Below are 19,377 nucleotides of genomic sequence, written 5' to 3' on the forward strand. Positions count from 1 at the left end.
ACACGGTTTCACACATGAAATACTTCGTCAAACGCATCGGACAGTCGATTTTCACCGTCTTCGCGGTGGTGTCGTTTAGCTTCGCCCTCATCAGGCTCCTGCCGGGGGGACCGATGGACTACCTCCGCGCGCAGATCATGGAGCAGGGGGGCAGCAGCCTGTCGCCGGAGGCGATAAACAGACGCATCGAGGCCCAGTCGGGGATCAACCCGGACGAGCCGGTGTACCTCCAGTACGTCGACTACATGCTCGGCCTCGCGCAGGGCGAGTTCGGCCAGTCGGTGTGGTACGGCGACCCCGTCGCGAGCATCATCGGCCCGGCCATCCCGTGGACGGTCTTCCTGACCGCCTCGGCGCTGTTCCTCGCGTTCACGGTCGGCGTCTCGCTTGGCGCCGTCATGGCCTACAAGGAGGGGTCGAAGTTCGACGTCGGGTCCACCGGCGTCGGCCTCGTCCTCAACTCGACGCCGGGCTACGTCGTCGCGCTGTTGCTCGTCGCGTACATGGGCTACCGCTATCAGATCTTCCCGACCGGCGGGCGGTACAACTCGGCGCTGGACCCCGGGTTCACCCCCGAGTTCCTCGCGAGCGTCCTCTATCACGGAGCGATGCCGATCGCCTCGATGGCGGTCGTCGGCTTCGGCGGCTGGGCGCTGTCGATGCGCGGCAACGCGATACGGGTCCTCGGCGAGGACTACCTCCGGGTCGCCCGTCTGCGCGGGCTCTCGACCCGACGCATCGCCCTGCGGTACGTCGCGCGAAACGCCATCCTGCCGATGTACACCGGCCTGATGATCGCCATCGGGACCGTCTTCGGCGGGGCGGTGATCATCGAGAACATCTTCGCGTACCCGGGCGTCGGCTTCTACCTGATCACGGCGATCGAAGCGCGGGACTACCCGCTGATGATGGGCGGGTTCATCCTGATCACCGTCGCGATGGTCATCGGCATCACCATCGCCGACCTGACCTACGGGATACTCGACCCGCGCGCCAAGGGAGGTGCCTCGCGTGAGTCCTACTGAGGGCGACCGAGGCGACGGCCCGCAGCCGGACGGCGACGAACCGGCGTCCGACCCCGCGTTCGACGCGATCGCGGGCAACGACGACGCCATCGACCCGGAGACGGTCACCGGGACGGACGACGATTCCGGCCCGTCGCGGCCGGCCATCTCGGGGCACGCCTGGAAGGGGCGTCTCCCGGCGGACCGCGGCGACCCGAGCGACCGGTCGTCCGAGCTCCGCGCCGACGGCGGCGAGGCTGGCGGTGCGGGCCGACCGACCCCGGGTCGGGGACCGGACGGCGTCTCCGAGTTCGAGCAGATGGCCGACGTGACGCTCAGCGAGAGCGAGCGCCGTCGGCAGTGGTTCGACGAGAAGGTGCTCGCGCCGGCCCGGATCGTCTGGGACGACTGGCGGGCCCGCTTCGGCGTCGTCGTCGTCGCGCTGTTCCTGTTCATGGGTCTTGTCGGACCGCGGATCGTCCCGGAGCCGTCGCCCAATCAGGGGCGGCGGCTGATCGGTGCGTTCCGGACGCTGGAGCACCCGTTCGGGACGACCGCCTCGGGCGTGGACATCCTCTCGCAGCTCGTCTACGCGACGCCAGCGATGCTGTTGATGATCACCGCGGGCGCGGTGTTCACGGTCGTCCTCGGGACGGCCACCGGCACGCTCGCCGGCTACAAGGGCGGGCGCGTCGACAGCGTGCTGATGACGATCACCGACGTGATGATGACCATCCCCGGGCTGCCCCTGACCATCGTCCTCGCCGCGGTGCTACAGATCGAGGGTCACCCGGTCGTCATCGGCGTCCTCATCACGATCAACGCCTGGGCGGGGCTCGCACGTGCGATCCGCTCGCAGGTGTTGACGCTGCGGGACGCCGAGTACGTCGAGGCCTCGCGGATCATGGGCATCCCGACCTCGCGGATCATCGGCAGCGACATCGTCCCGAACCTGATGCCGTACATCTCGATGAACTTCGTCCGGCAGGCCCGCGCGGTCATCTTCGGGGCGGTCGGACTGTACTTCCTCGGCGTCCTGCCGTACAACAGCAACAACTGGGGCGTCATGATGAACGCGGCCGTCAACCGCGCGGGAGCGACGTCCTCGGCGGCGGCGTTCCACTGGCTGCTCGTCCCGATGGTGACGATCATCGTCCTCGCGCTCGGGCTGACCCTGCTCGCGCAGGGCGCCGACCGCGTGTTCAACCCGCGAGTGCGGGCCCGCCACGCCAAGACCGTCGACGACGGCGGCGACGACGAGGAGGGCGACACCGGCGGCCCCGGCGGCGCCACCAGCGCGGCCACGGGAGGTATCTGATATGGCGAGCACGAGCGACGACACGAGTGGCACCGACACCGACGGCCCCTCGCGGGGCCGCGACCAGACCGCTTCGGCGACCGACGACCCCATCGTCGAGGTGCGCAACGTCAGCGTCACCTACGACCTGCAGGCCCGCGACGCGATGGTGTTAGACGACGTGAGCCTCGACCTGCGCCGCGGGGAGATCCTCGGCTGCGTCGGCGAGTCGGGCTCGGGCAAGTCCATGCTCGCCAACGCGATGATGGACGCTGTCGAGGAGCCCGGGATCACCACCGGCGACGTGCGCTACTACTCCTCGGAGAACGCCGACCCGGTCCACGTCCTCGACCTGGAGGGCGACGACCTCAAGCAGTTCCGCTGGGAGGAGATCTCGATGGTCTTCCAGGGCGCCCTCTCCTCGTTCAACCCCACGATGACCATCGGCGGGCACTTCGAGGAGACGCTGAAGGCCCACAGCTACGATGTCGACGAGGGCATGGAGCGGGCCCGAGAGCTGCTCTCGGACCTGTATCTCGACCCCGAGCGGGTGCTAAACGCCTACGCCCACGAGCTGTCCGGTGGAATGAGCCAGCGGGCGCTGATCGCCCTCTCGCTGATCCTCGAACCGGACGTGCTGCTGATGGACGAGCCGACCGCGGCTCTCGACCTGCTGATGCAGCGGTCGATCCTCTCGCTGCTCGACGACATCAAGGAGAAGTACGAGCTGTCGATCCTGTTCATCACGCACGACCTGCCGCTGGTCGCGGGGCTAGCCGACCGGCTGGCCATCCTCTACGCGTTCGAACTCGCGGAGGTCGGCCCGAGCGAACGGATCGTCCGGGATTCGAGCCACCCCTATACGAGGGCGCTGCTGAAGGCCGTCCCCAACCTCGACGCGCCGCTGGACACGATGCAGCCCATCGAGGGGACGGCGCCGAACCCGGCGCACGTCCCGAACGGCTGCCACTACGCGCCGCGGTGTCCGCTGGCCGACCAGCGCTGCCACGAGGAGAAGCCCGAGTGGTACGACGCCGGTCCGGACCAGCGCTCGGCCTGCTTCCACCACGAACGAGCGGACGAAGCGGTTCCGTTCGACGTGGAGGCGGTCACGTCGGCCGTGGAGGAGACCGCCGAGGAGTCCAGCGGGGCGGCCGGCGACGGCAGGTTCGACGCGGGTGCGAGCGACGCGGGCGGCGCGCTCGCCGCGCCCGACGACGAGACGGTCGTCTCGCTGGACGACGTGTCCATCCACTTCGAGGAGGAGCAGGGGCTGCTCGACTCGCTGACCGGCGAGCCCGAGACGGTCCACGCCGTCGACGACGTGAGCATCGACATCCCCGAGAACGACGTGCTGGCGCTGGTCGGCGAGTCCGGCTGCGGCAAGACGACGCTGGGCAAGGCGATCATCGGCGTCCAGCGGCCCACCGAGGGCACCGTCGAGTACCGCGGGCAGAACGTCTGGGACGCCAAAGACGGCGTCGGCGACCCGGACATCGAGTTCGGGTCGATTCGGCGGGCGCTGCAGATCATCCACCAGGACCCCGGCGCGTCGCTGAACCCGAACCAGAAGGTCGTCACCTCGCTGGAGGCGCCGCTGAAGCGCTGGAACTCGGACCTCTCGACGGAGGACCGGCGGGCGCGCATCTACGCGCTGCTCGACCGGGTCGGGATGCAGCCGCCCGAGGACTACGCCAACCGCTTCCCCCACCAGCTGAGCGGCGGGGAGCAACAGCGCGTCGCCCTCGTGCGCGCGCTGTTGATGAACCCGGACGTGATCCTCGCCGACGAGGCGGTCTCGGCGCTGGACGTGTCCCTGCGGGTGGAGACGATGGACCTGTTGCTGGAGCTGCAGGAGCAGTTCGACACGTCGTTCGTCTTCATCTCGCACACGCTGTCGAACGCCCGCTACCTGGCCGAGAAGGCCGACGGCCGCATCGGCATCATGTACCTCGGCGAACTCGTCGAGGTCGGACCGCCCGACGAGGTGCTGAACGACCCGCAACACCCCTACACGAAGGTGCTGCGGTGGGCGACGGCGAACCTCGACCCGAGCGACCAGGAGATGACCGAGCCGCCGGTCCGGTCGATCGACATCCCGGACCCGGTCGACCCGCCGACGGGCTGCCGGTTCCACACCCGCTGTCCCGAGGCCCGCGAGGCCTGTGTGAGCGAGGCGCCCGAACTGGGCGAGACCGAATCGACCCCCGGCACTCGGGCCGTCGCGTGCCACCGGGCGGACCCGGACCACGAGTACTGGTCGAGCCAGCCGCTCGACGGCGTCGACGCGGCGGAGTCGTCGAACGCCGGGGACTGACGATGGCGGTCCCGCCCACCGGTCGGTCACGGGCCGGTCGGAACCGGGCCGCTCTGACATGCGGCGACCCGGTCGGTCGCGGCCGCGGCGGGACCATGAAGTTCCCCCCCGTCGATCACCGTGTACGGAGGACGAGGGTGTGACGACAGTCTGGCGCGCGTTCTTCACCGCGAGCGCCGTGTTGCTCGGGTTTCTGGTCCTGTCGGTCCCGTTCGTCGAGCCGGGGTCGGCGACGTTCGTGATCTCGGCGGTGAGCTTCGCGATGCTGGCGGTGATCTTCGTCGCGTCGGCGGTGTTCATCCGCGCGGACTGGGACCCCTTCGAGGAGCTGTGGTGAGCGGCGACGGTGAGCGGTCGAGCGGCGGCCCGCGGGAAGTCGGAGCGAACATGCAAGAGGAACTACCATACGTGATAGCGTTCAACGAACCGATATCATGACCGACGAAGGGATAGACGACGGGACGCTCAGGGACGAGCTAAACGTGTTCGGCTTCTCGGACACGGAGATCGACACCTACCTGGCGATCCTCGAACAGGGCGAGACGACGGTGCGGACGGTCGCGGAGGCGGCGGACGTGACCCAGCGGGCGGTGTACAACATCGCCGAGCGGCTGGAAGACCGCGACCTCGTCGTCGTCAACGACCACGCCTCGCCGACGACCATCCGTGCGCTGCCGCCCGAGGAGGCAATCGACGCGCTGTCGAACCGGCTGGAGTCGATCACGCCAACGCTGGAGAACCGGTTCAACGAGACCGAGCCGAAGACGCCGGAGATCCAGATCATCAAGGCCCGCGAGACAGCGGTCAAGCGGCTCCGAAAGGGCATCACCGAGGCCGAACACGAGGTGCTCGTGGCGGTTCCCGGCCACTCCTACGAGGACATCGAGCCGGAGCTGCGGGACGCCGTCGACCGCGGCGTGCTCGTCTTCCTGCTGATCGGCGGGATGGCGGACCTGGAGGTCGACGAGTCCCGACTGGAGGAGACGGCCGCGGTCGTCCGGTCGTGGTCCGAGCGGCTGCCGTTCATGTACGCCGCCGACGACGAGGCGGCGATGATCGGCCACTCGGGCATCCTCTCGGGCACCCACGTCGACGAGGAGGCCGTCGCCGTCACGGAGGACAACCTGGCCGGCTCGATCGTCGGCCTGTACTTCGGCGCGTACTGGCCGACGGCGTCGGAGATGCACGTCCGCGAGCCGGGGGAACTCCCGCGGACCTTCGACTGGTTCCGGAACTCGGTACTGGAGGCCGTCCTCCACCGCCGCGAGGGCACGGACCTGGAGGCCGTCGTCCGGACCGACGAGGGCCCCGAGGTCACCGGACGGGTCAGCCAGGTCCGCCAGGCGTTCGTCGAGCCGTCGACCAACGACTACACGCTGGAGACCAGCCTCTATCTGGAGACCGACGACGGCGAGGTCAGCGTCGGCGGCCCCGGGTCGTTCATCGAGGAGTACGAGGGCGACGTGGTGACGCTGCGCCCGACCGAGGAGTAGGCGCGGTCTCGGCGCTCTCTTTCTCCGGTTCTCGAACGGTCGAACATATTCGGCGCAACCCCTGGGAGCGGCGGCGCCGTAGGTCCGACCATGTCTACCGGACTGAACGTCGAGTCGATCGTCGCCGAGACCGGCGCCCCGTCCGAGGCCCCTAGGGAGACGCTGGACGTGCGCGACCTCGGGCCGCCGAAGCCGCTGGCGAACACGCTCGAACGGCTGGTGGAGCTCGACGACGGGACGGTGCTCGTCCAGCTGAACGACCGCGCGCCCCAGCACCTCTACCCGAAGCTCGACGACCGCGGCTACGAGTACGCGACCGTCGAGCGAGACGGCGTCACCGTCACGACCGTCTGGCGCCCATGACCGGCGCGTCGTCCGCCGATCCCGCCGACGCCCCCGATCGAGAAGCCGCCGACGCCCCCGATCGAGAAGCCCCCGACGCCGCCGAGGCGCCCGACGCGGACGCGGCGCCCGACGCGGACGCGGCGCTCGCGCAGATCCGCGAGCGCGCCGGCGAGGTCCGCGACCGGGAGGTCGAGACGGCGCTCGCGAAACTCGACGCCCGGGGAGACCCCTCGGCGGCGGAGCGGGCGGCCGTCGAGCGGCTGGCCGACCGGCTCGTCGCCCGCCTCCTGTCGGCCCCCGAGCGGAGCCTCCGGACGGCGGCCGACGGCGGCAGCGACGGGGAACACGACCCCGAGACGGTCGAGACGGCGCTCTCGCTGTTCGGGGAGTAGCACTTCTCGCGTGTGCGGGGTGGAGAAAACCGCCGAGCGCCGCTCAGCCCTCGGCGAGGACGAGCAGGGCGACGCTGTCCTCGCGGGCCCGCGGCGAGATGTCCTGGTCGCCGGAGAACCGGGCCGCGTCGCCGGCGGCGAGGTCGACCGTCTCGTCGCCGAGTGTCATCTCGATCTCGCCGTCGACGACGTAGCAGACGATTTCAGTGTCGGGGTGCTGGTGTGGCGGGACGCGGTCGCCCTCGTCGAGGGCGAGTTGGACCGTCTTCGGCGCGCCCTCGAAGAGGACGCCCCGGCCGTCGCCCTCGCGGTCGGGGAGGTGGACGACCTCGCTCATTCCTTGGGGAGGTCGGCGACGAACTCGTCGGTGTCCCGTCGTTCGACCGCGTAGTTCTCGGCGTCGAACTCGTCGACTTCGGCCTGGAACTCGTAGAACAGCGGCTTGGGTTCGTGGTCGTTGACGATCCGCAGCGTCTCGCCGCTGTCGAGGTCCTGGAAGGCCTCGTGGATCATCGGGTGGCGCTCCGGCGGCGGCACGTCGCGGATGTCGAGCGTGGTCGCTGGCATACACCCAAACCTTCGACGCCGCGGCCCCTGCCGATTTGGGCGAACACGTTCGGTCCGCGGTTCGACCGAGCGCGTTCGCCACCAGATTGAGGGGTCGAGCGGACGAGTTCGGGGGTATGTCGGCGACGCTCTCGCAGTGGTCGCGGGCGCTGGTCGCGAGCGGCGTCGCCTGGCTGGTCGCCTGGCAGGGCGCCGCGCTCGCCGGACTGCCGCGGCGGACGACCGTCGCGCTCGGGCTGTACGGCTTCGTCCTGGGCGTCGTCTTCGGGAAGGCCTACTCGCTGGTGCCGTCGTACTTCGACCGGTCGCTGGCCTGGGAGCGGGCGCCGGCGGTCCACCTGCCGCTGGCCGTCGTCGGGACCGCCGGGCTGGCGCTCGCGCCGCTGGAGCCGGTGCCGGCCGCGGTCGGGACCGCCGGCGCGGCGACGTGGGCCGCCGGCGTCGCGGTCTTCCTCGCGGCGCTGGGGTGGACGCTCCGGGACAACCCCACCGGCGCCGAGACGGGCACCGGCGACCACAACGCCGACCGGCGGCCGGTCGACCGCGCCGCGAACCTGTTCGTCCCGGTCGTCTTCGCCTACCTCGCCGTCGGGTCGTGGGAGACGCTGGCCGGTCGCGTGACCGTACTCCCCGCCCTGCTCGACGGCTATCCGCCGCGGGCGACGCACCTGCTGGCCGCCGGCGGCGCCGCGCTGCTGTTGTTCGCCGTCGGCGTCCGCCTCCTGCCCCGCTTTCTCGTCGTCGACCTCCCGGCGTGGGTGCCGTGGGTCGTCCTCCCGCCGGGGGCGCTCGGCCCCGCGCTGCTGGCCGCGGGGTTGCCCGCCGGTCCGGTGTTCCGTGCGGGAGCCGTCCTCGAAGCCGTCGCGGTCGTCGGGTTCGCCGCGGCGTACGTCCGGCTCTACCGTGCCAGCGACCGCGAGCGGGTGGGATTCTACGGCCCGCTGCTCGGGGTCGGGTTCGGCGTTCTGGCCGTCGCGCTCGGCCTCTCGTTCGCGTTCGCGACCGTCGACCCGGCGCTGGTCGCCGCCCACTACCGGCTGAACCTGCTCGGGTTCCTGGGGCTGTCGATACTCGGCGTCACGTTCCAGTTCTACCCGCCGACGGTCGGTCGGTTCGCCGGCGCCGGCGACCGCCTCGCGCTCGCTTCGATGGGGCTGGTCGCCGCCGGGCTGGTCCTCGAACTCGTCGGTGCGGCGGTCCCGGTGGCGCTCGCCCCGACCGCGGGTCGAACGCTCGCGCTGGTCGGTGCGGTCGCCTACGCGTATCTCGTCCTCGGCGTGTTCGTCCAGCGTGCCCGCGGGTGACCGTCCGTCTCGGCGCCCGTGTCCGCTGTCGATCGGCCGATGTCGGTCGACCGCCGATCCGTCGGTCTGGCGGCCGCTCTTAAGGGGCCCGAACACGTTCCCGGGAAATCTCACGGGGGGCACGGGCGAAGACCCCCGCACATGGCCGATATCGCGACACTGACGCTGTCGGGGCTGACGGCGGCGTTTCTGCTGGGCGTGTTCGTCTGGGTCGTACGACTGGAGGACTGGCGGTCGTACACGCCGGTCGTCGGCGGCGGTGGCGCCGGCGGCGGGTACGCGGGCGAGGAGCGCGCCCACAAACCGAGCGGCATCGTTCGCTGGCTGACGACGGTCGACCACAAGGACATCGGGCTGATGTACGGCGTCTTCGCCGTCCTCGCGTTCGCCTGGGGCGGCGTCGCCGTCATGCTGATGCGGCTGGAGCTGGTCACCCCGACTACGAACTTCGTCGACAGCACCCTCTACAACGGGCTGCTGACCAGCCACGGGATCACGATGCTATTCCTGTTCGGGACGCCGATGCTGGCGGCGTTCTCGAACTACTTCGTCCCGCTGCTGATCGGCGCTGACGACATGGCGTTCCCGCGGATAAACGCCATCGCCTTCTGGCTGCTGCCGCCCGGGGCCGTCCTCATCTGGTCGGGCTTTTTCCTGCCGAGCCTCGCGCCCGCCCAGACCTCGTGGACGATGTACACGCCGCTGTCGATCGAGCAACCGAATCCCGCCGTGGACCTGATGCTGCTCGGGCTGCACCTGACCGGGGTCTCGGCGACGATGGGCGCGATCAACTTCGTCGCGACCATCGTCACCGAGCGCGGCGAGGCGGTCAACTGGGCGAACCTCGACATCTTCTCGTGGACGGTCCTCACCCAGTCCGGACAGATCATCTTCGCGTTCCCGCTTCTGGGCAGCGCCATCGTCATGCTGCTGCTCGACCGCAACCTCGGGACCACGTTCTACGCGCTGGGGGAGGGCGGCGGGCCGCTGCTGTGGCAACACCTGTTCTGGTTCTTCGGCCACCCCGAGGTGTACATCCTCGTCCTCCCGCCGATGGGGCTCGTGAGCTACATCCTGCCGAAGTTCACCGGGCGGAAACTGTTCGGGTTCAAGTTCGTCGTCTACTCGACGCTCGCGCTCGGGGTGCTCTCCTTCGGCGTCTGGGCCCATCACATGTTCGCGACCGGCATCGACCCGCGGCTGCGGGCGGGCTTCATGGCCGTCACCATCTCCATCGCGATACCCTCAGCGGTCAAGACGTTCAACTGGATCGCGACGATGTGGAACGGGCGCCTGCGCCTGACCGCCCCGTTCCTCTTCTGCGTCGGGTTCATCGCGAACTTCATCGTCGGCGGCGTGACGGGCGTCTTCGAGGCCTCCATCCCGGTCGACCTGCTGTTGCACGACACCTACCACGTCGTCGCGCACTTCCACTACGTCATCATGGGCGGCATCGCCTTCGCCGTCTTCGCGGGGATCTACTACTGGTTCCCCATCTACACGGGGCGGATGTACCAGCAGACCCTCGCGAAGTGGCACTTCTGGCTGACGATGGTCGGGACCAACCTCACCTTCTTCCCGATGATAATCCTCGGCTACGCCGGGATGCCGCGGCGCTACGCCACCTACGACCTCTCCGTCGGTCCGGAGCTACTGTTCACCGCGCTGCACCGCTCGGCGACGCTCGGGGCGCTCCTCCTCGCGTTCGGCCAGATAATCTTCGTCTGGAACCTCGTCCAGTCCTGGCTGGAGGGGCCGAAGGTCACCGACGGCGACCCCTGGGACCTCAAGGAGACCGACCAGCACGGCCGCGAGTGGGCTTGGTTCGAACGCCAGCGCGAGACCGCGCTCGCGACCGACGGCGGTGTCGCGAGTGAAGCGAGCGAGACCTCGTCGGGCTCGTCCGACGGCGGGAAGACCACGGACGGCGACGAGAGCGCCGCCGAGCGCGCCGACGACTGACCGGTTCTGTTTCGACCGTTTGCTTCGAGCGGTGTGTTCGGGACGGCCGGGTGCTGTCGCAGTCGCGGTCGGCGCGCTGTCGAGCAGTGCGAGTCGAACGGAGAGACGACGCTCCGCCCGTCGACTACCTCGGTTCGCCGCTCGCGAGCCCCTCGTCGGTGATCGTGAACTGCGCCTTCTCGCCGGCGGCCTTCGCGCGGTGTTTCTCCAGGGTGGCTCGGCGGTTGCCCCCGCGGAAGCGGTCGACGCGGAGGATGGTCGCCGACCAGTGGTTGAGCGTGTGGCCGCCGAGCGCGCGGGCCTGCTCGGAGTCGAGGTCGGTGTACACCTGGTTGGTGAAGGCGACGGCGATGTCGTGTTTCCGGGCGAGCGAGAGCAGGTGGGCCAGCTGTCGCCCGACGGCGCGCAGCGCCTCGCCCTCCTCCTGTTCGGTGCGCTGGAGGCGGTAGAAGCCGGTGGCGCTGTCGACGGCGATGAAGTCGACGACGTCGACGAACTCCTCGGTGTCACGGACGGCCTCCTCCTGCTCCTCGAAGGTGTAGGCCTCGGTGACGATGAGCCGGGAGGCCACGTCGTCGGCGTCGCGCCCGCCGGCGCCGGCGAGTTGCTCCATCCGGTCGACCGAGAGGCCCTCGGTGTCGACGACGAGCGCGGAGTCGCCGGCGGCGGCGAGTTCGACGGCCGCCGAGAGGACGATGTTCGTCTTGCCGGCGGCGGGCGGGCCGTAGACCTGCGTGACCGCGCCGCGCTCGAACCCGCCGCCCAGCAGGTCGTCGATGGCCTCGCAGCCGGTCGGAATGCGCTCGCTCACGACCGGGAGTTCGTCGCCTCCCGACAAAAACGCTCGCAAACGGACGCGACTGTCAGCACTGCGGTCGTCACGTCTGCCCGGAGGGCGGCGAACCCAGCGAACGCGACGACGACGGACGCAGCGACCGGCGACGACACGTCGAACACTTAGGTGGGAGGGGTGCCAACTCGGTGTGTGATAGTCGTCGCGACGGCGGACTTCGAGGTCTACCACGGCGTGGTCAACGAGCTACGCGACCGCGGGGTGACGTTCACGACGATCGAACTCGACGACGAGCTGCCCGAGCGGGCCACGGTCGTCGTCAGCGCCGACGGGGAGGACCCCCCAAATCCGGACGACGCGCCGGTCGTCCGAGCCGACCCCGACGACCCGCGCAAGGCCGTCGACGAGGTGGTCGCCGTCCTCCGCGGCGGCAGCGGCCGCACCGTCGTCGGCGTCGACCCGGGAGAGCGACCGGGCGTCGCCGTCCTCTCGGGCGACATGGTCGTCGCCACGTTCCACGTCCCGCTTTCCGACGCCGCCGAAGTCGTCCGCGAGGAGGTCGACGACGCCGTCGACCCGCTGGTTCGCGTCGGCGACGGCGCACGCCTCCAGGGGGCGAAGATCATCGACGACCTGGAGGGGGTCCCGGTCGAACTCGTCGACGAAACCGGGACGACGCCCTACCTCGGTACCGGCGCCCGCGGCATGGGCGACGTGCTCGCCGCCGTCAACATCGCCCGCCTGTCGGGCGAGCGCGTCGATTCGCGCACGATCGAACCGACCGCCGGCGAACTCCAGCGGATCAAGGAACGCTCGCGCGAGGCCGGCGACGCCAACCGAGCGATCGACGAGGACCTCGCTCGACGGGTCGCGCTCGGCGACCTGACGATGGAGGAGGCGCTGGCCGAGCACCGCGACGACGGGGCGTAACCGATCCGTTCCGGGCCGCCGTTCTCCGCTTCCACCTCACTCCGACTCGTCGGCGTCGACCTGCGAGCGGAGCCCCTCGCCGACCGCCGACGGCTCGAAGTCGACGAGCGAGTCGAACCGCTCGGAGGCCAGCGACGTGTCGGGGGCCACGTCCATGTCGTCGGGGATCGAGTCCCGCTCGATCGGTCCGGGGTCGTGCCCGAGCGCGGCCATCGCCTCGCAGTGGAAGTCGTAGACGCTCACCCGGGGGGTCGGGACGTGGACGACCCCCGTCGCGTCGCCGTCGACCAGCGCCGCGACCGTCTCGGCGGCCTCGGTCACGAGCACGGGGCTCTTGTACATGTCCGTGAAGTAGGCGACCGACTCGCCGCGGTCGAGGTGGTCCCGCGTCCGGGCCAGTCGTCGGTCGAGTCGGCCGGTCGAGAAGCCGAACAGGTAGCTCGTCCGCACCGTCGCCGCGTCGTCGCAGCGGGCGTCGATAGCGTCCTCGAACGCGACGAGCCGGCGGCCGTAGTCGTCCCGCGGCGAGCGGGGGTCGCTCTCGACGTACCGCGACCCGGTCCCGTCGAAGACCGACGCGCTGGAGACGTAAACGACTCGCGCGTCGGACACTCCCGCGGCGAAGCGCTCGGCGCGCTCGGCGAAGGTGGCGCCGACCCCCGATTCGCCCGTGTCCGCGTCGCCGCCGTACTCGACGGCCGCCGCGAAGACGACCGTGTCGACGCCGTGCTCGTCGACCAGTTCGCCCGCGTCGTCCGTCCAGAAGTCGAACGCCACTTCGGCGGTCGGGCCCGGCTCCGAGCAGTACGTCCCGAGGACGCGGCGCTCGTCCCGGTCGGCGCCCTCGCGGAGCCGCCAGGCGACCGACCGGCCGAGGTAGCCGCTCGCGCCGACGACGAGGACCGTCTCCGTCATTCTCGCGCGGCCGCCTCCGCGCGGCGGGCGACCTCCCGAACGGGGAGTCCCGTCTCCTCGGCGACCGCCGCGGCGTCGTCGTACTCGGCGCTCACGTCGAACACCGTCCCCTCGTCGTCCGTGCCGATCTTGACCGCGACCTCGTAGGTCTCGTCGTCGACTGCGATCTCGACGCTCCGGACCTCGCGGTCGGCGATCCAGCGGTGGCCGGCGCCGTGTTCGCGGACGCCCAGCGTCCCGGTCTCCTCGGCCAGCCGACGGGCGACCCGCTCGGCGTCCTCCGGTTTGACGACGACCTTGACGAGGTGGCCCGGGCGGGACTTCTTCATCGTCGCCGGGAGGATCGACACGTCACGGGCGCCCGCGTCGGCGAGCGACTCCTGCAGTCCGCCCAGCACCTCCGGCGTCGCGTCGTCGAGGTTCGTCTCCAGCACGGTGATGGCGTCCCGCGAGAGCCCACCCCGGGACTCGCCGACGATGGCCCGGAGGACGTTGGGGTACTCGGCGAGGTCGTAGCCGCCGGCGCCGTAGCCCGAGGCCGACACGTCGAGGCCGGGCAGCGCGTCGACGCCGTCGGCGTAGTGGGCGAGTAGCGCCGCGCCCGTAGGGGTTAGCAGTTCCCGCTCTATCGGACCGCCCGTCAGCGACCAGTCGGCCCGCTCGGCGAGTTCGACGACCGCCGGCGCCGGGACCGGGTAGGTGCCGTGGCTCATCGACACCTCGCCGCCCCCGGCCGCGAGCGGCGTCGTCACGACGCGCTCGACGCCGAGGTCGTCCAGCAGCAGCGTGACGCCGACCACGTCCGCGATGGCGTCGTCGGCGCCGACCTCGTGGAAGTGCGTCTCGTCGACCTCGGTCCCGTGGACGCTCGCTTCGGCCTCGCCGAGCAGTTCGAACACGTCGAGGGCGTCCCGCTCGACGCCCGCCGGCAGACCCATCGACTCGACGAGTTCGACGACCTCCGTGTAGGTCCGGTTCGGCCCCGCGCCTTCTGCGTGGACGTGATCGTGACCGTCGTGATCGTGTTCGCTGCCCTCGTGCTCGTTTCCGCCGTCCTCGTGGCCGTGTCCGTGCGCGTCGTGATCGTGACCCTCGTGGTCGTGCGCGTGACCGTCGTCGTCTTCGCTCTCGCCGCTGAGGGCCCTGCCGTCCTCCCCGGTGTGGCGCACGTCGACGGCGGTGGCGGCGATGCCGTTCTTCGTGACCGCCCGGGTCTCGTAGCGGACGGGCAGGGCGTCTTCGACGCGGTCCAGCACCGCCGGGTCGGCGCCGGCCGCCACGAGCGCGCCCAGGAGCATGTCGCCGCTGGCACCCATCCGACCGTCGAACGCGAGGGTTCGCATACACCACTACGAGCGCGCGGCGGCGGGAAAAACGGTCCGGTCACTCCCACCACCGTCCCGACTCCCGCGGTCGGGCGAGACGACCTCCACGCGCCGCCGGGGGACTCGGACGTGGTCCACTGGAATCGCCGGATCACGAGCGGATCTGCCTCGGAGCGACGACCGCCGAGTGGGTGTCGCTGGACCGAGGGAACCGCCGGAGGCAAAAAGCATATCCGCGGGGGTACCCGAGTGAGACACACTCCCACTCCACTATGAACGAAGTGCAACTAGAAGTGGCGAAAGCGTACCCGAACGACTCGGGGCGCGGCATCGCCCGGCTGGATCCCGACACGCTCCTCCACCTCAAGCTCTCTCCCGGCGACATCATCGAGATCGAGGGCAGCGAGGTGACCGCGGCGAAGGTCTGGCGCGCGGACCGCCAGGACTGGAACACCGATACCGTGCGCATCGACGGCTTCACGCGACAGAACGCCGACGTGGGCATCGGCGAACGCGTCGAGATCCGCAAGGCCGACGCCGAGAAGGCCGACAAGCTCGTCCTCGCGCCGCCCGAGGAAGCGAGCGTCCAGTTCGGCTCCGACGCCGCCGGCATGGTCAAGCGGCAGATCTTGAAGCGGCCGGTCGTCGAGCGCGACATCGTGCCCGTCATGTCCTCGACGAACCATCCGTTCATGCGTTCGCCCGGGCAGGCGATCCCGCTGATCGCCGTCGAGACCGAGCCCGAAGGGGTGTGTCTCATCACCGAGGACACCGAGGTCGAGCTCCGCGAGGAACCCATCTCCGGCTTCGAGAAGACCGGCGGCGGGATCACCTACGAGGACATCGGCGGCCTGCAAAACGAGATCCAGCGCGTCCGGGAGATGGTCGAGCTCCCGATGAAACACCCCCAGATCTTCAAGAAGCTCGGCATCGAGCCGCCCCAGGGGGTCCTGCTGCACGGCCCGCCCGGCACCGGGAAGACGCTGCTGGCCAAGGCCGTCGCAAACGAGACCTCCGCGAGTTTCTTCTCTATCGCCGGTCCGGAGATCATCTCGAAGTACTACGGGGAATCGGAACAGCAGTTACGGGAGATCTTCGAGGACGCCAGCGAGGAGGCGCCCTCTATCATCTTCATCGACGAACTCGACTCCATCGCGCCCAAGCGCGAGGACGTGACCGGCGAGGTCGAACGGCGCGTCGTCGCCCAACTCCTGACGATGATGGACGGCCTCGAATCGCGCGGGCAGGTCATCGTCATCGCCGCGACCAACCGCGTCGACAGCGTCGACCCCGCGCTGCGTCGCCCCGGTCGGTTCGACCGCGAGATCGAGATCGGCGTCCCCGACGAGATGGGTCGCGAGGAGATCCTCCAGATCCACACCCGCGGCATGCCGCTTTCCGACGACGTGACGCTCGGTCGGCTGGCCGACGAGACCCACGGCTTCGTCGGCGCCGACATCGAGAGCCTCACGAAGGAGGCCGCGATGAAGGCCCTGCGGCGCTACCTCCCCGAGATCGATCTCGACGAGGAGGACATCCCGCCGAGCCTCATCGACCGGATGATCATCAAGCGCGAGGACTTCCGCGGCGCCCTCAACGAGGTGAGTCCGTCGGCCATGCGCGAGGTCCTCGTCGAGTTGCCCAAGGTCTCCTGGGACGACGTGGGCGGTCTCGAAGAGGCCAAAGGCAAGGTTCAGGAGTCCGTCGAGTGGCCGCTGAACAAGCCCGAGAAGTTCCAGCGGATGGGCATCGACCCGCCGTCGGGCGTCCTGCTGTACGGCCCGCCCGGCACCGGGAAGACGCTGATGGCCAAGGCCGTCGCCAACGAGACCGACGCCAACTTCATCAGCGTGCGCGGGCCGCAGCTGCTGTCGAAGTGGGTCGGCGAGTCGGAGAAGGCCATCCGCCAGACCTTCAGGAAAGCGAAGCAGGTCGCCCCGACGGTGATCTTCTTCGACGAGCTGGACTCGCTGGCGCCCGGCCGCGGCGGCGACGTGGGCAGTAACGTCTCCGAACGCGTCGTCAACCAACTGCTGACCGAACTGGACGGCCTGGAGGACATGGAGGACGTGATGGTCATCGGCGCGACCAACCGTCCGGACATGATCGATCCGGCGCTCATCCGCTCCGGTCGGTTCGACCGGCTGGTCATGATCGGCGAGCCCGACATCGAGGGGCGCGAGCAGATCCTCCGTATCCACACGGAGGACCAGCCGCTCAGCGCCGACGTGAGCCTCCGCGAGATGGCGGAGATAACCGAGGGCTTCGTCGGTTCCGACCTCGAATCCATCGGCCGGGAGGCCGCCATCGAGGCCCTGCGCGAGGACGACGACGCCGAAGTCGTCGACATGCGTCACTTCCGCCAGGCCATGGAGAACGTCCGGCCGACCATCACCGACGACATCCGCGACTACTACGAGCAGATGGAAGAGGAGTTCAAGAGCGGCGGCAACCGGGGCCAGCAGCGCCGCTCCGGCGGTCGCATCGGCTTCCAGTAGCGACCCGCTCCCGACTGCGGGCCCCTTCCCGCCCACGTCGGCTGCTCGACTCCGTAGCACCCCCGATTCCTGAGTGCTGCCGGCCTTCGTTTAAGTCGTTCTCGTCACAAGGGGATATAGTAAGAGGAGTTCTCCGAGTCCCACGTCGCCCAGCGGACGCTCCGTTCCTCACCGGTCGATTGGGTACGGTGTGGCTCCCAGTCTCGGACGTTTCACCCCAGAGAGCATTTTACCACTCGCGATACACGTTCCGATATGGCCGTGACCAGACGGGGCCTCCTCCGAGGGACGTTCGTTGTCGGAGCGACCGGGCTCGCCGGTTGCGACGCGCAGCGGGACGCGGACGATACCTTCGAGGGACTGGCACGCGTCGAATTCGCCAACTACGATACTGCCGCACATACACTCGACGTGACGATCTCGAAAGGGTCGGACGGAGGGGAGGTGGTGGAACGGACAGTAACCCTCGCCCCTGCGACGGTCCGGACGGACGGTGAACGAACACCGACCGAGGAATGGGTGTCGGACGTCCCGGAGCAGACCGGGACGTACCGAGTGAAGTGGTCGATGGACGACGGAGCGCGGGAAACACGTCTCACCGAGGATATTCAGGGATGTATGGTAATCCGAGTGGAGATCACCAAAGACCGGAAGGTGACCGTCTCTCTGGACGGGACGGTGGACTGCTACGGGCAGGAAGCCGGTTGATCGATCGATTCCCCCAGTCAGTCCACGATCCGGGGAGGTACGGGTCCCCCGACCGAGCGCTGACGACGTTCGTTTAAGTCATTCTCGTCACAAGGGGATATAGTAAGAGGAGTTCTGCTGGGACCCGATACCGCCCAGCGGGTGCTCCGTCTCCAACGGGTCCTTCGGAGGCGGCGTGGTGGCTCCCGATCGCGCGGTCCTTTAAGTCGTTCTCGTCACAACGGTCTACAGTAAGAGGAGTTCTCCGGAGACTACGACCGCCCAGCGGCCGCGCGGTCTCCGACGATCCGTTCCGAACTGGACTACCGATCCGGGAGCCGACCTTCACGTCTCGATCCCGCAGTCATTTAAGTGGTTCTCGTCACAACGGTCTATAGTAAGCGGAAGTCGGCGGTTCTCCCCGTTCTCCACCACCGCCTAGCCGGAGCTTTCTATAGTCGCGAGGGCGAAGGCCGACGAGATGAACGGGGGACGCGACAGGGCCGACCACGGGCTCCGAGCCAGCGGCGAGCCGGTCGACCCGCGCGCGGAGCGCGACGTGAGCACGCGGCCGGGCGACGGGTCGCTCGGGCGAGTCGAGGCGGTCAAAGACGAGGCGTTCCGGCGCTGGGACGTGACGACGCCGAGCGCGACGCTCATCGGTCGGGCCGAGAATCCCGAGGAGGACGTGAGCGAGAACCTCCGGCGGCTCCACGACGAGCAACACCCGGCGATGGCGGGTCACGCCGAGCGGATGCACCGGCTGGAGAAGGCGCGGATCACCCACGCCTTCTGCAACCGGCTGGCGCTGACGCCGTGGGAGCGCGACCGCGCGCTGGGCATCATGACGGATCTGGACCTGACCGTCTTCGGCAGCCAGCGGGCCATCCAGAAAGTCGCGCTGGTCGCCATCCAGCACGTCGTCGACGACGAGCGCCAGCGCATCCTCGGACTGCAGGACCAGGAGTGGATCGCCGAGCAACCCCCCGAATCGCTGGCGGACCTCCACGAGCGGTTCGACTCGATCAAGGAGGACCCGCGCTACCGGACGCTGATGGACCTCGTGGGGCTGGACGTGACGAGCGTCAACCGGCTGCACCGAACGCTGCAGGACCAGCTGGACGAGCAGGACCTGCGCGGGGCGGTCTTCGGGCGGAACCCTCACCGAGACCCGAGTCTGCCGCAGATCCGCGACAGCGACCGCGAGCCCACCGACGTACCGAAGTCCGACGGCGACCCGACGGCTGAGTGAGTCGACGGCCGGCCCGCCGGCGACCCGTCGGTCCCCGCGGACTCCCATCAGGTTCTTTTCCGTCGCCGTCCAACCGGAAGTCACGGTTTCACATGACCACCACAATCGAGATCGACGACGACCTCGCCGAGCGCATGGAGGGGCACCTCGAGGAAGACGAATCGCTCGCCGAACTGGTCGAGGAGCTGGTCAACGTGTACGAAGCGGAGGGGGCCTTCCTTCAGGAAGGCTACTCGGAGTAGCGTCGTCGGTCGACGCGCAAGCGGGGCGGGGCGTTCCAGCGAGGGGGCGGGCCG

20 protein-coding genes are annotated in these 19,377 nt (G+C 69.5%); 14 read left to right on the forward strand and 6 right to left on the reverse strand.

The annotated features are described in order from the left end of the window. The first annotated feature begins 14 nt into the window (after window positions 1–14). From HZS54_RS16225 to HZS54_RS16255, 7 genes are all read left to right on the forward strand, one after another. Complete coding sequence (locus tag HZS54_RS16225) at window positions 15–1,025, forward strand: ABC transporter permease (protein WP_179918131.1); 1,011 nt, start codon at window positions 15–17, stop codon at window positions 1,023–1,025. Continuing rightward, window positions 1,012–2,322, forward strand: a complete 1,311-nt coding sequence (locus tag HZS54_RS16230) for an ABC transporter permease (RefSeq protein WP_246391673.1) — start codon at window positions 1,012–1,014, stop codon at window positions 2,320–2,322. The genes HZS54_RS16225 and HZS54_RS16230 overlap by 14 nt, the downstream gene beginning before the upstream one ends. 1 nt (window position 2,323) lies before the next feature. Further along, the gene (locus HZS54_RS16235; protein WP_179918132.1) at window positions 2,324–4,618 is read left to right on the forward strand and encodes an ABC transporter ATP-binding protein; all 2,295 of its coding nucleotides are present in this window, start codon (window positions 2,324–2,326) and stop codon (window positions 4,616–4,618) included. A 139-nt stretch (window positions 4,619–4,757) separates the two neighbouring features. After that, complete coding sequence (locus tag HZS54_RS16240) at window positions 4,758–4,955, forward strand: hypothetical protein (protein ID WP_179918133.1); 198 nt, start codon at window positions 4,758–4,760, stop codon at window positions 4,953–4,955. Window positions 4,956–5,052: 97 nt separating this feature from the next. Then, entirely contained in the window at window positions 5,053–6,111 is a 1,059-nt protein-coding gene (locus HZS54_RS16245; protein ID WP_179918134.1) for a TrmB family transcriptional regulator, read from the forward strand. A 90-nt stretch (window positions 6,112–6,201) separates the two neighbouring features. Then, entirely contained in the window at window positions 6,202–6,474 is a 273-nt protein-coding gene (locus tag HZS54_RS16250) for a DUF2249 domain-containing protein (protein ID WP_179918135.1), read from the forward strand. Beyond that, window positions 6,471–6,848, forward strand: coding sequence for a hypothetical protein (locus HZS54_RS16255; protein WP_179918136.1), 378 nt, complete (start codon window positions 6,471–6,473; stop codon window positions 6,846–6,848). Before HZS54_RS16250 ends, HZS54_RS16255 begins: the two co-directional genes overlap by 4 nt. Window positions 6,849–6,891: 43 nt before the next feature. On the opposite strand, the gene HZS54_RS16260 is transcribed toward HZS54_RS16255, so the two are convergent. Both HZS54_RS16260 and HZS54_RS16265 read right to left on the reverse strand, forming a co-directional pair. Then, complete coding sequence (locus tag HZS54_RS16260) at window positions 6,892–7,185, reverse strand: cupin domain-containing protein (protein ID WP_179918137.1); 294 nt, start codon at window positions 7,183–7,185, stop codon at window positions 6,892–6,894. Further along, entirely contained in the window at window positions 7,182–7,415 is a 234-nt protein-coding gene (locus HZS54_RS16265) for a DUF2249 domain-containing protein (RefSeq protein WP_179918138.1), read from the reverse strand. The genes HZS54_RS16260 and HZS54_RS16265 overlap by 4 nt, the downstream gene beginning before the upstream one ends. Before the next feature lie 116 nt (window positions 7,416–7,531). Between HZS54_RS16265 and HZS54_RS16270 the strand changes: the two genes are divergently transcribed. Continuing rightward, window positions 7,532–8,719, forward strand: coding sequence for a hypothetical protein (locus HZS54_RS16270; protein ID WP_179918139.1), 1,188 nt, complete (start codon window positions 7,532–7,534; stop codon window positions 8,717–8,719). A gap of 141 nt (window positions 8,720–8,860) precedes the next feature. Continuing rightward, window positions 8,861–10,681 (forward strand): cytochrome c oxidase subunit I, encoded by a 1,821-nt coding sequence (locus HZS54_RS16275; protein WP_179918140.1) that lies wholly within the window; start codon window positions 8,861–8,863, stop codon window positions 10,679–10,681. Window positions 10,682–10,805: 124 nt separating this feature from the next. Here the strand turns inward: HZS54_RS16275 and radB are convergent, their stop codons facing one another. Continuing rightward, on the reverse strand, window positions 10,806–11,492 hold the full coding sequence (gene radB, locus HZS54_RS16280) for a DNA repair and recombination protein RadB (RefSeq protein WP_179918141.1): 687 nt from the start codon (window positions 11,490–11,492) through the stop codon (window positions 10,806–10,808). Next, a complete protein-coding gene (locus HZS54_RS16285; RefSeq protein ID WP_179918142.1) occupies window positions 11,489–11,638 on the reverse strand; it encodes a hypothetical protein in 150 nt (49 codons plus the stop codon). Before HZS54_RS16285 ends, radB begins: the two co-directional genes overlap by 4 nt. A gap of 28 nt (window positions 11,639–11,666) precedes the next feature. On the opposite strand from HZS54_RS16285, the gene HZS54_RS16290 reads away from it, so the two are divergent. Beyond that, window positions 11,667–12,404, forward strand: coding sequence for a hypothetical protein (locus tag HZS54_RS16290; protein ID WP_179918143.1), 738 nt, complete (start codon window positions 11,667–11,669; stop codon window positions 12,402–12,404). Window positions 12,405–12,440: 36 nt separating this feature from the next. On the opposite strand, the gene HZS54_RS16295 is transcribed toward HZS54_RS16290, so the two are convergent. Both HZS54_RS16295 and larC read right to left on the reverse strand, forming a co-directional pair. Further along, entirely contained in the window at window positions 12,441–13,319 is an 879-nt protein-coding gene (locus HZS54_RS16295) for a sugar nucleotide-binding protein (protein ID WP_179918144.1), read from the reverse strand. After that, window positions 13,316–14,662, reverse strand: a complete 1,347-nt coding sequence (larC, locus tag HZS54_RS16300; protein WP_179918145.1) for a nickel pincer cofactor biosynthesis protein LarC — start codon at window positions 14,660–14,662, stop codon at window positions 13,316–13,318. Before larC ends, HZS54_RS16295 begins: the two co-directional genes overlap by 4 nt. Before the next feature lie 254 nt (window positions 14,663–14,916). Between larC and HZS54_RS16305 the strand changes: the two genes are divergently transcribed. The 4 genes from HZS54_RS16305 to HZS54_RS16320 all read left to right on the forward strand — a co-directional run bounded on the left by HZS54_RS16305 (window position 14,917) and on the right by HZS54_RS16320 (window position 19,323). Further along, window positions 14,917–17,142: a CDC48 family AAA ATPase gene (locus tag HZS54_RS16305; protein WP_179918146.1), complete on the forward strand. Its 2,226-nt coding sequence runs from the start codon at window positions 14,917–14,919 to the stop codon at window positions 17,140–17,142. A gap of 255 nt (window positions 17,143–17,397) precedes the next feature. Next, on the forward strand, window positions 17,398–17,850 hold the full coding sequence (locus HZS54_RS16310) for a hypothetical protein (RefSeq protein WP_179918147.1): 453 nt from the start codon (window positions 17,398–17,400) through the stop codon (window positions 17,848–17,850). Between the two features lie 460 nt (window positions 17,851–18,310). Next, entirely contained in the window at window positions 18,311–19,081 is a 771-nt protein-coding gene (locus HZS54_RS16315; protein WP_179918148.1) for a DNA-directed RNA polymerase subunit epsilon, read from the forward strand. 92 nt (window positions 19,082–19,173) lie between these two features. Further along, entirely contained in the window at window positions 19,174–19,323 is a 150-nt protein-coding gene (locus tag HZS54_RS16320; protein ID WP_179907987.1) for a DUF7557 family protein, read from the forward strand. Window positions 19,324–19,377 lie beyond the last annotated feature (54 nt).

This window comes from Halosimplex pelagicum (genome assembly GCF_013415905.1).
Lineage (GTDB): Archaea > Halobacteriota > Halobacteria > Halobacteriales > Haloarculaceae > Halosimplex > Halosimplex pelagicum.

Coding starts and splice junctions, on each gene's coding strand:
- HZS54_RS16320 (WP_179907987.1), top strand. CDS start 19,174: ATGACCACCACAATCGAGATCGACGACGACCTCGCCGAGCGCATGGAG.
- HZS54_RS16245 (WP_179918134.1), top strand. CDS start 5,053: ATGACCGACGAAGGGATAGACGACGGGACGCTCAGGGACGAGCTAAAC.
- larC (WP_179918145.1), bottom strand. CDS start 14,662: ATGCGAACCCTCGCGTTCGACGGTCGGATGGGTGCCAGCGGCGACATG.
- HZS54_RS16315 (WP_179918148.1), top strand. CDS start 18,311: ATGAACGGGGGACGCGACAGGGCCGACCACGGGCTCCGAGCCAGCGGC.
- HZS54_RS16305 (WP_179918146.1), top strand. CDS start 14,917: ATGAACGAAGTGCAACTAGAAGTGGCGAAAGCGTACCCGAACGACTCG.
- HZS54_RS16235 (WP_179918132.1), top strand. CDS start 2,324: ATGGCGAGCACGAGCGACGACACGAGTGGCACCGACACCGACGGCCCC.
- HZS54_RS16310 (WP_179918147.1), top strand. CDS start 17,398: ATGGCCGTGACCAGACGGGGCCTCCTCCGAGGGACGTTCGTTGTCGGA.
- HZS54_RS16260 (WP_179918137.1), bottom strand. CDS start 7,185: ATGAGCGAGGTCGTCCACCTCCCCGACCGCGAGGGCGACGGCCGGGGC.
- HZS54_RS16255 (WP_179918136.1), top strand. CDS start 6,471: ATGACCGGCGCGTCGTCCGCCGATCCCGCCGACGCCCCCGATCGAGAA.
- HZS54_RS16275 (WP_179918140.1), top strand. CDS start 8,861: ATGGCCGATATCGCGACACTGACGCTGTCGGGGCTGACGGCGGCGTTT.
- HZS54_RS16270 (WP_179918139.1), top strand. CDS start 7,532: ATGTCGGCGACGCTCTCGCAGTGGTCGCGGGCGCTGGTCGCGAGCGGC.
- HZS54_RS16295 (WP_179918144.1), bottom strand. CDS start 13,319: ATGACGGAGACGGTCCTCGTCGTCGGCGCGAGCGGCTACCTCGGCCGG.
- HZS54_RS16225 (WP_179918131.1), top strand. CDS start 15: ATGAAATACTTCGTCAAACGCATCGGACAGTCGATTTTCACCGTCTTC.
- HZS54_RS16265 (WP_179918138.1), bottom strand. CDS start 7,415: ATGCCAGCGACCACGCTCGACATCCGCGACGTGCCGCCGCCGGAGCGC.
- HZS54_RS16250 (WP_179918135.1), top strand. CDS start 6,202: ATGTCTACCGGACTGAACGTCGAGTCGATCGTCGCCGAGACCGGCGCC.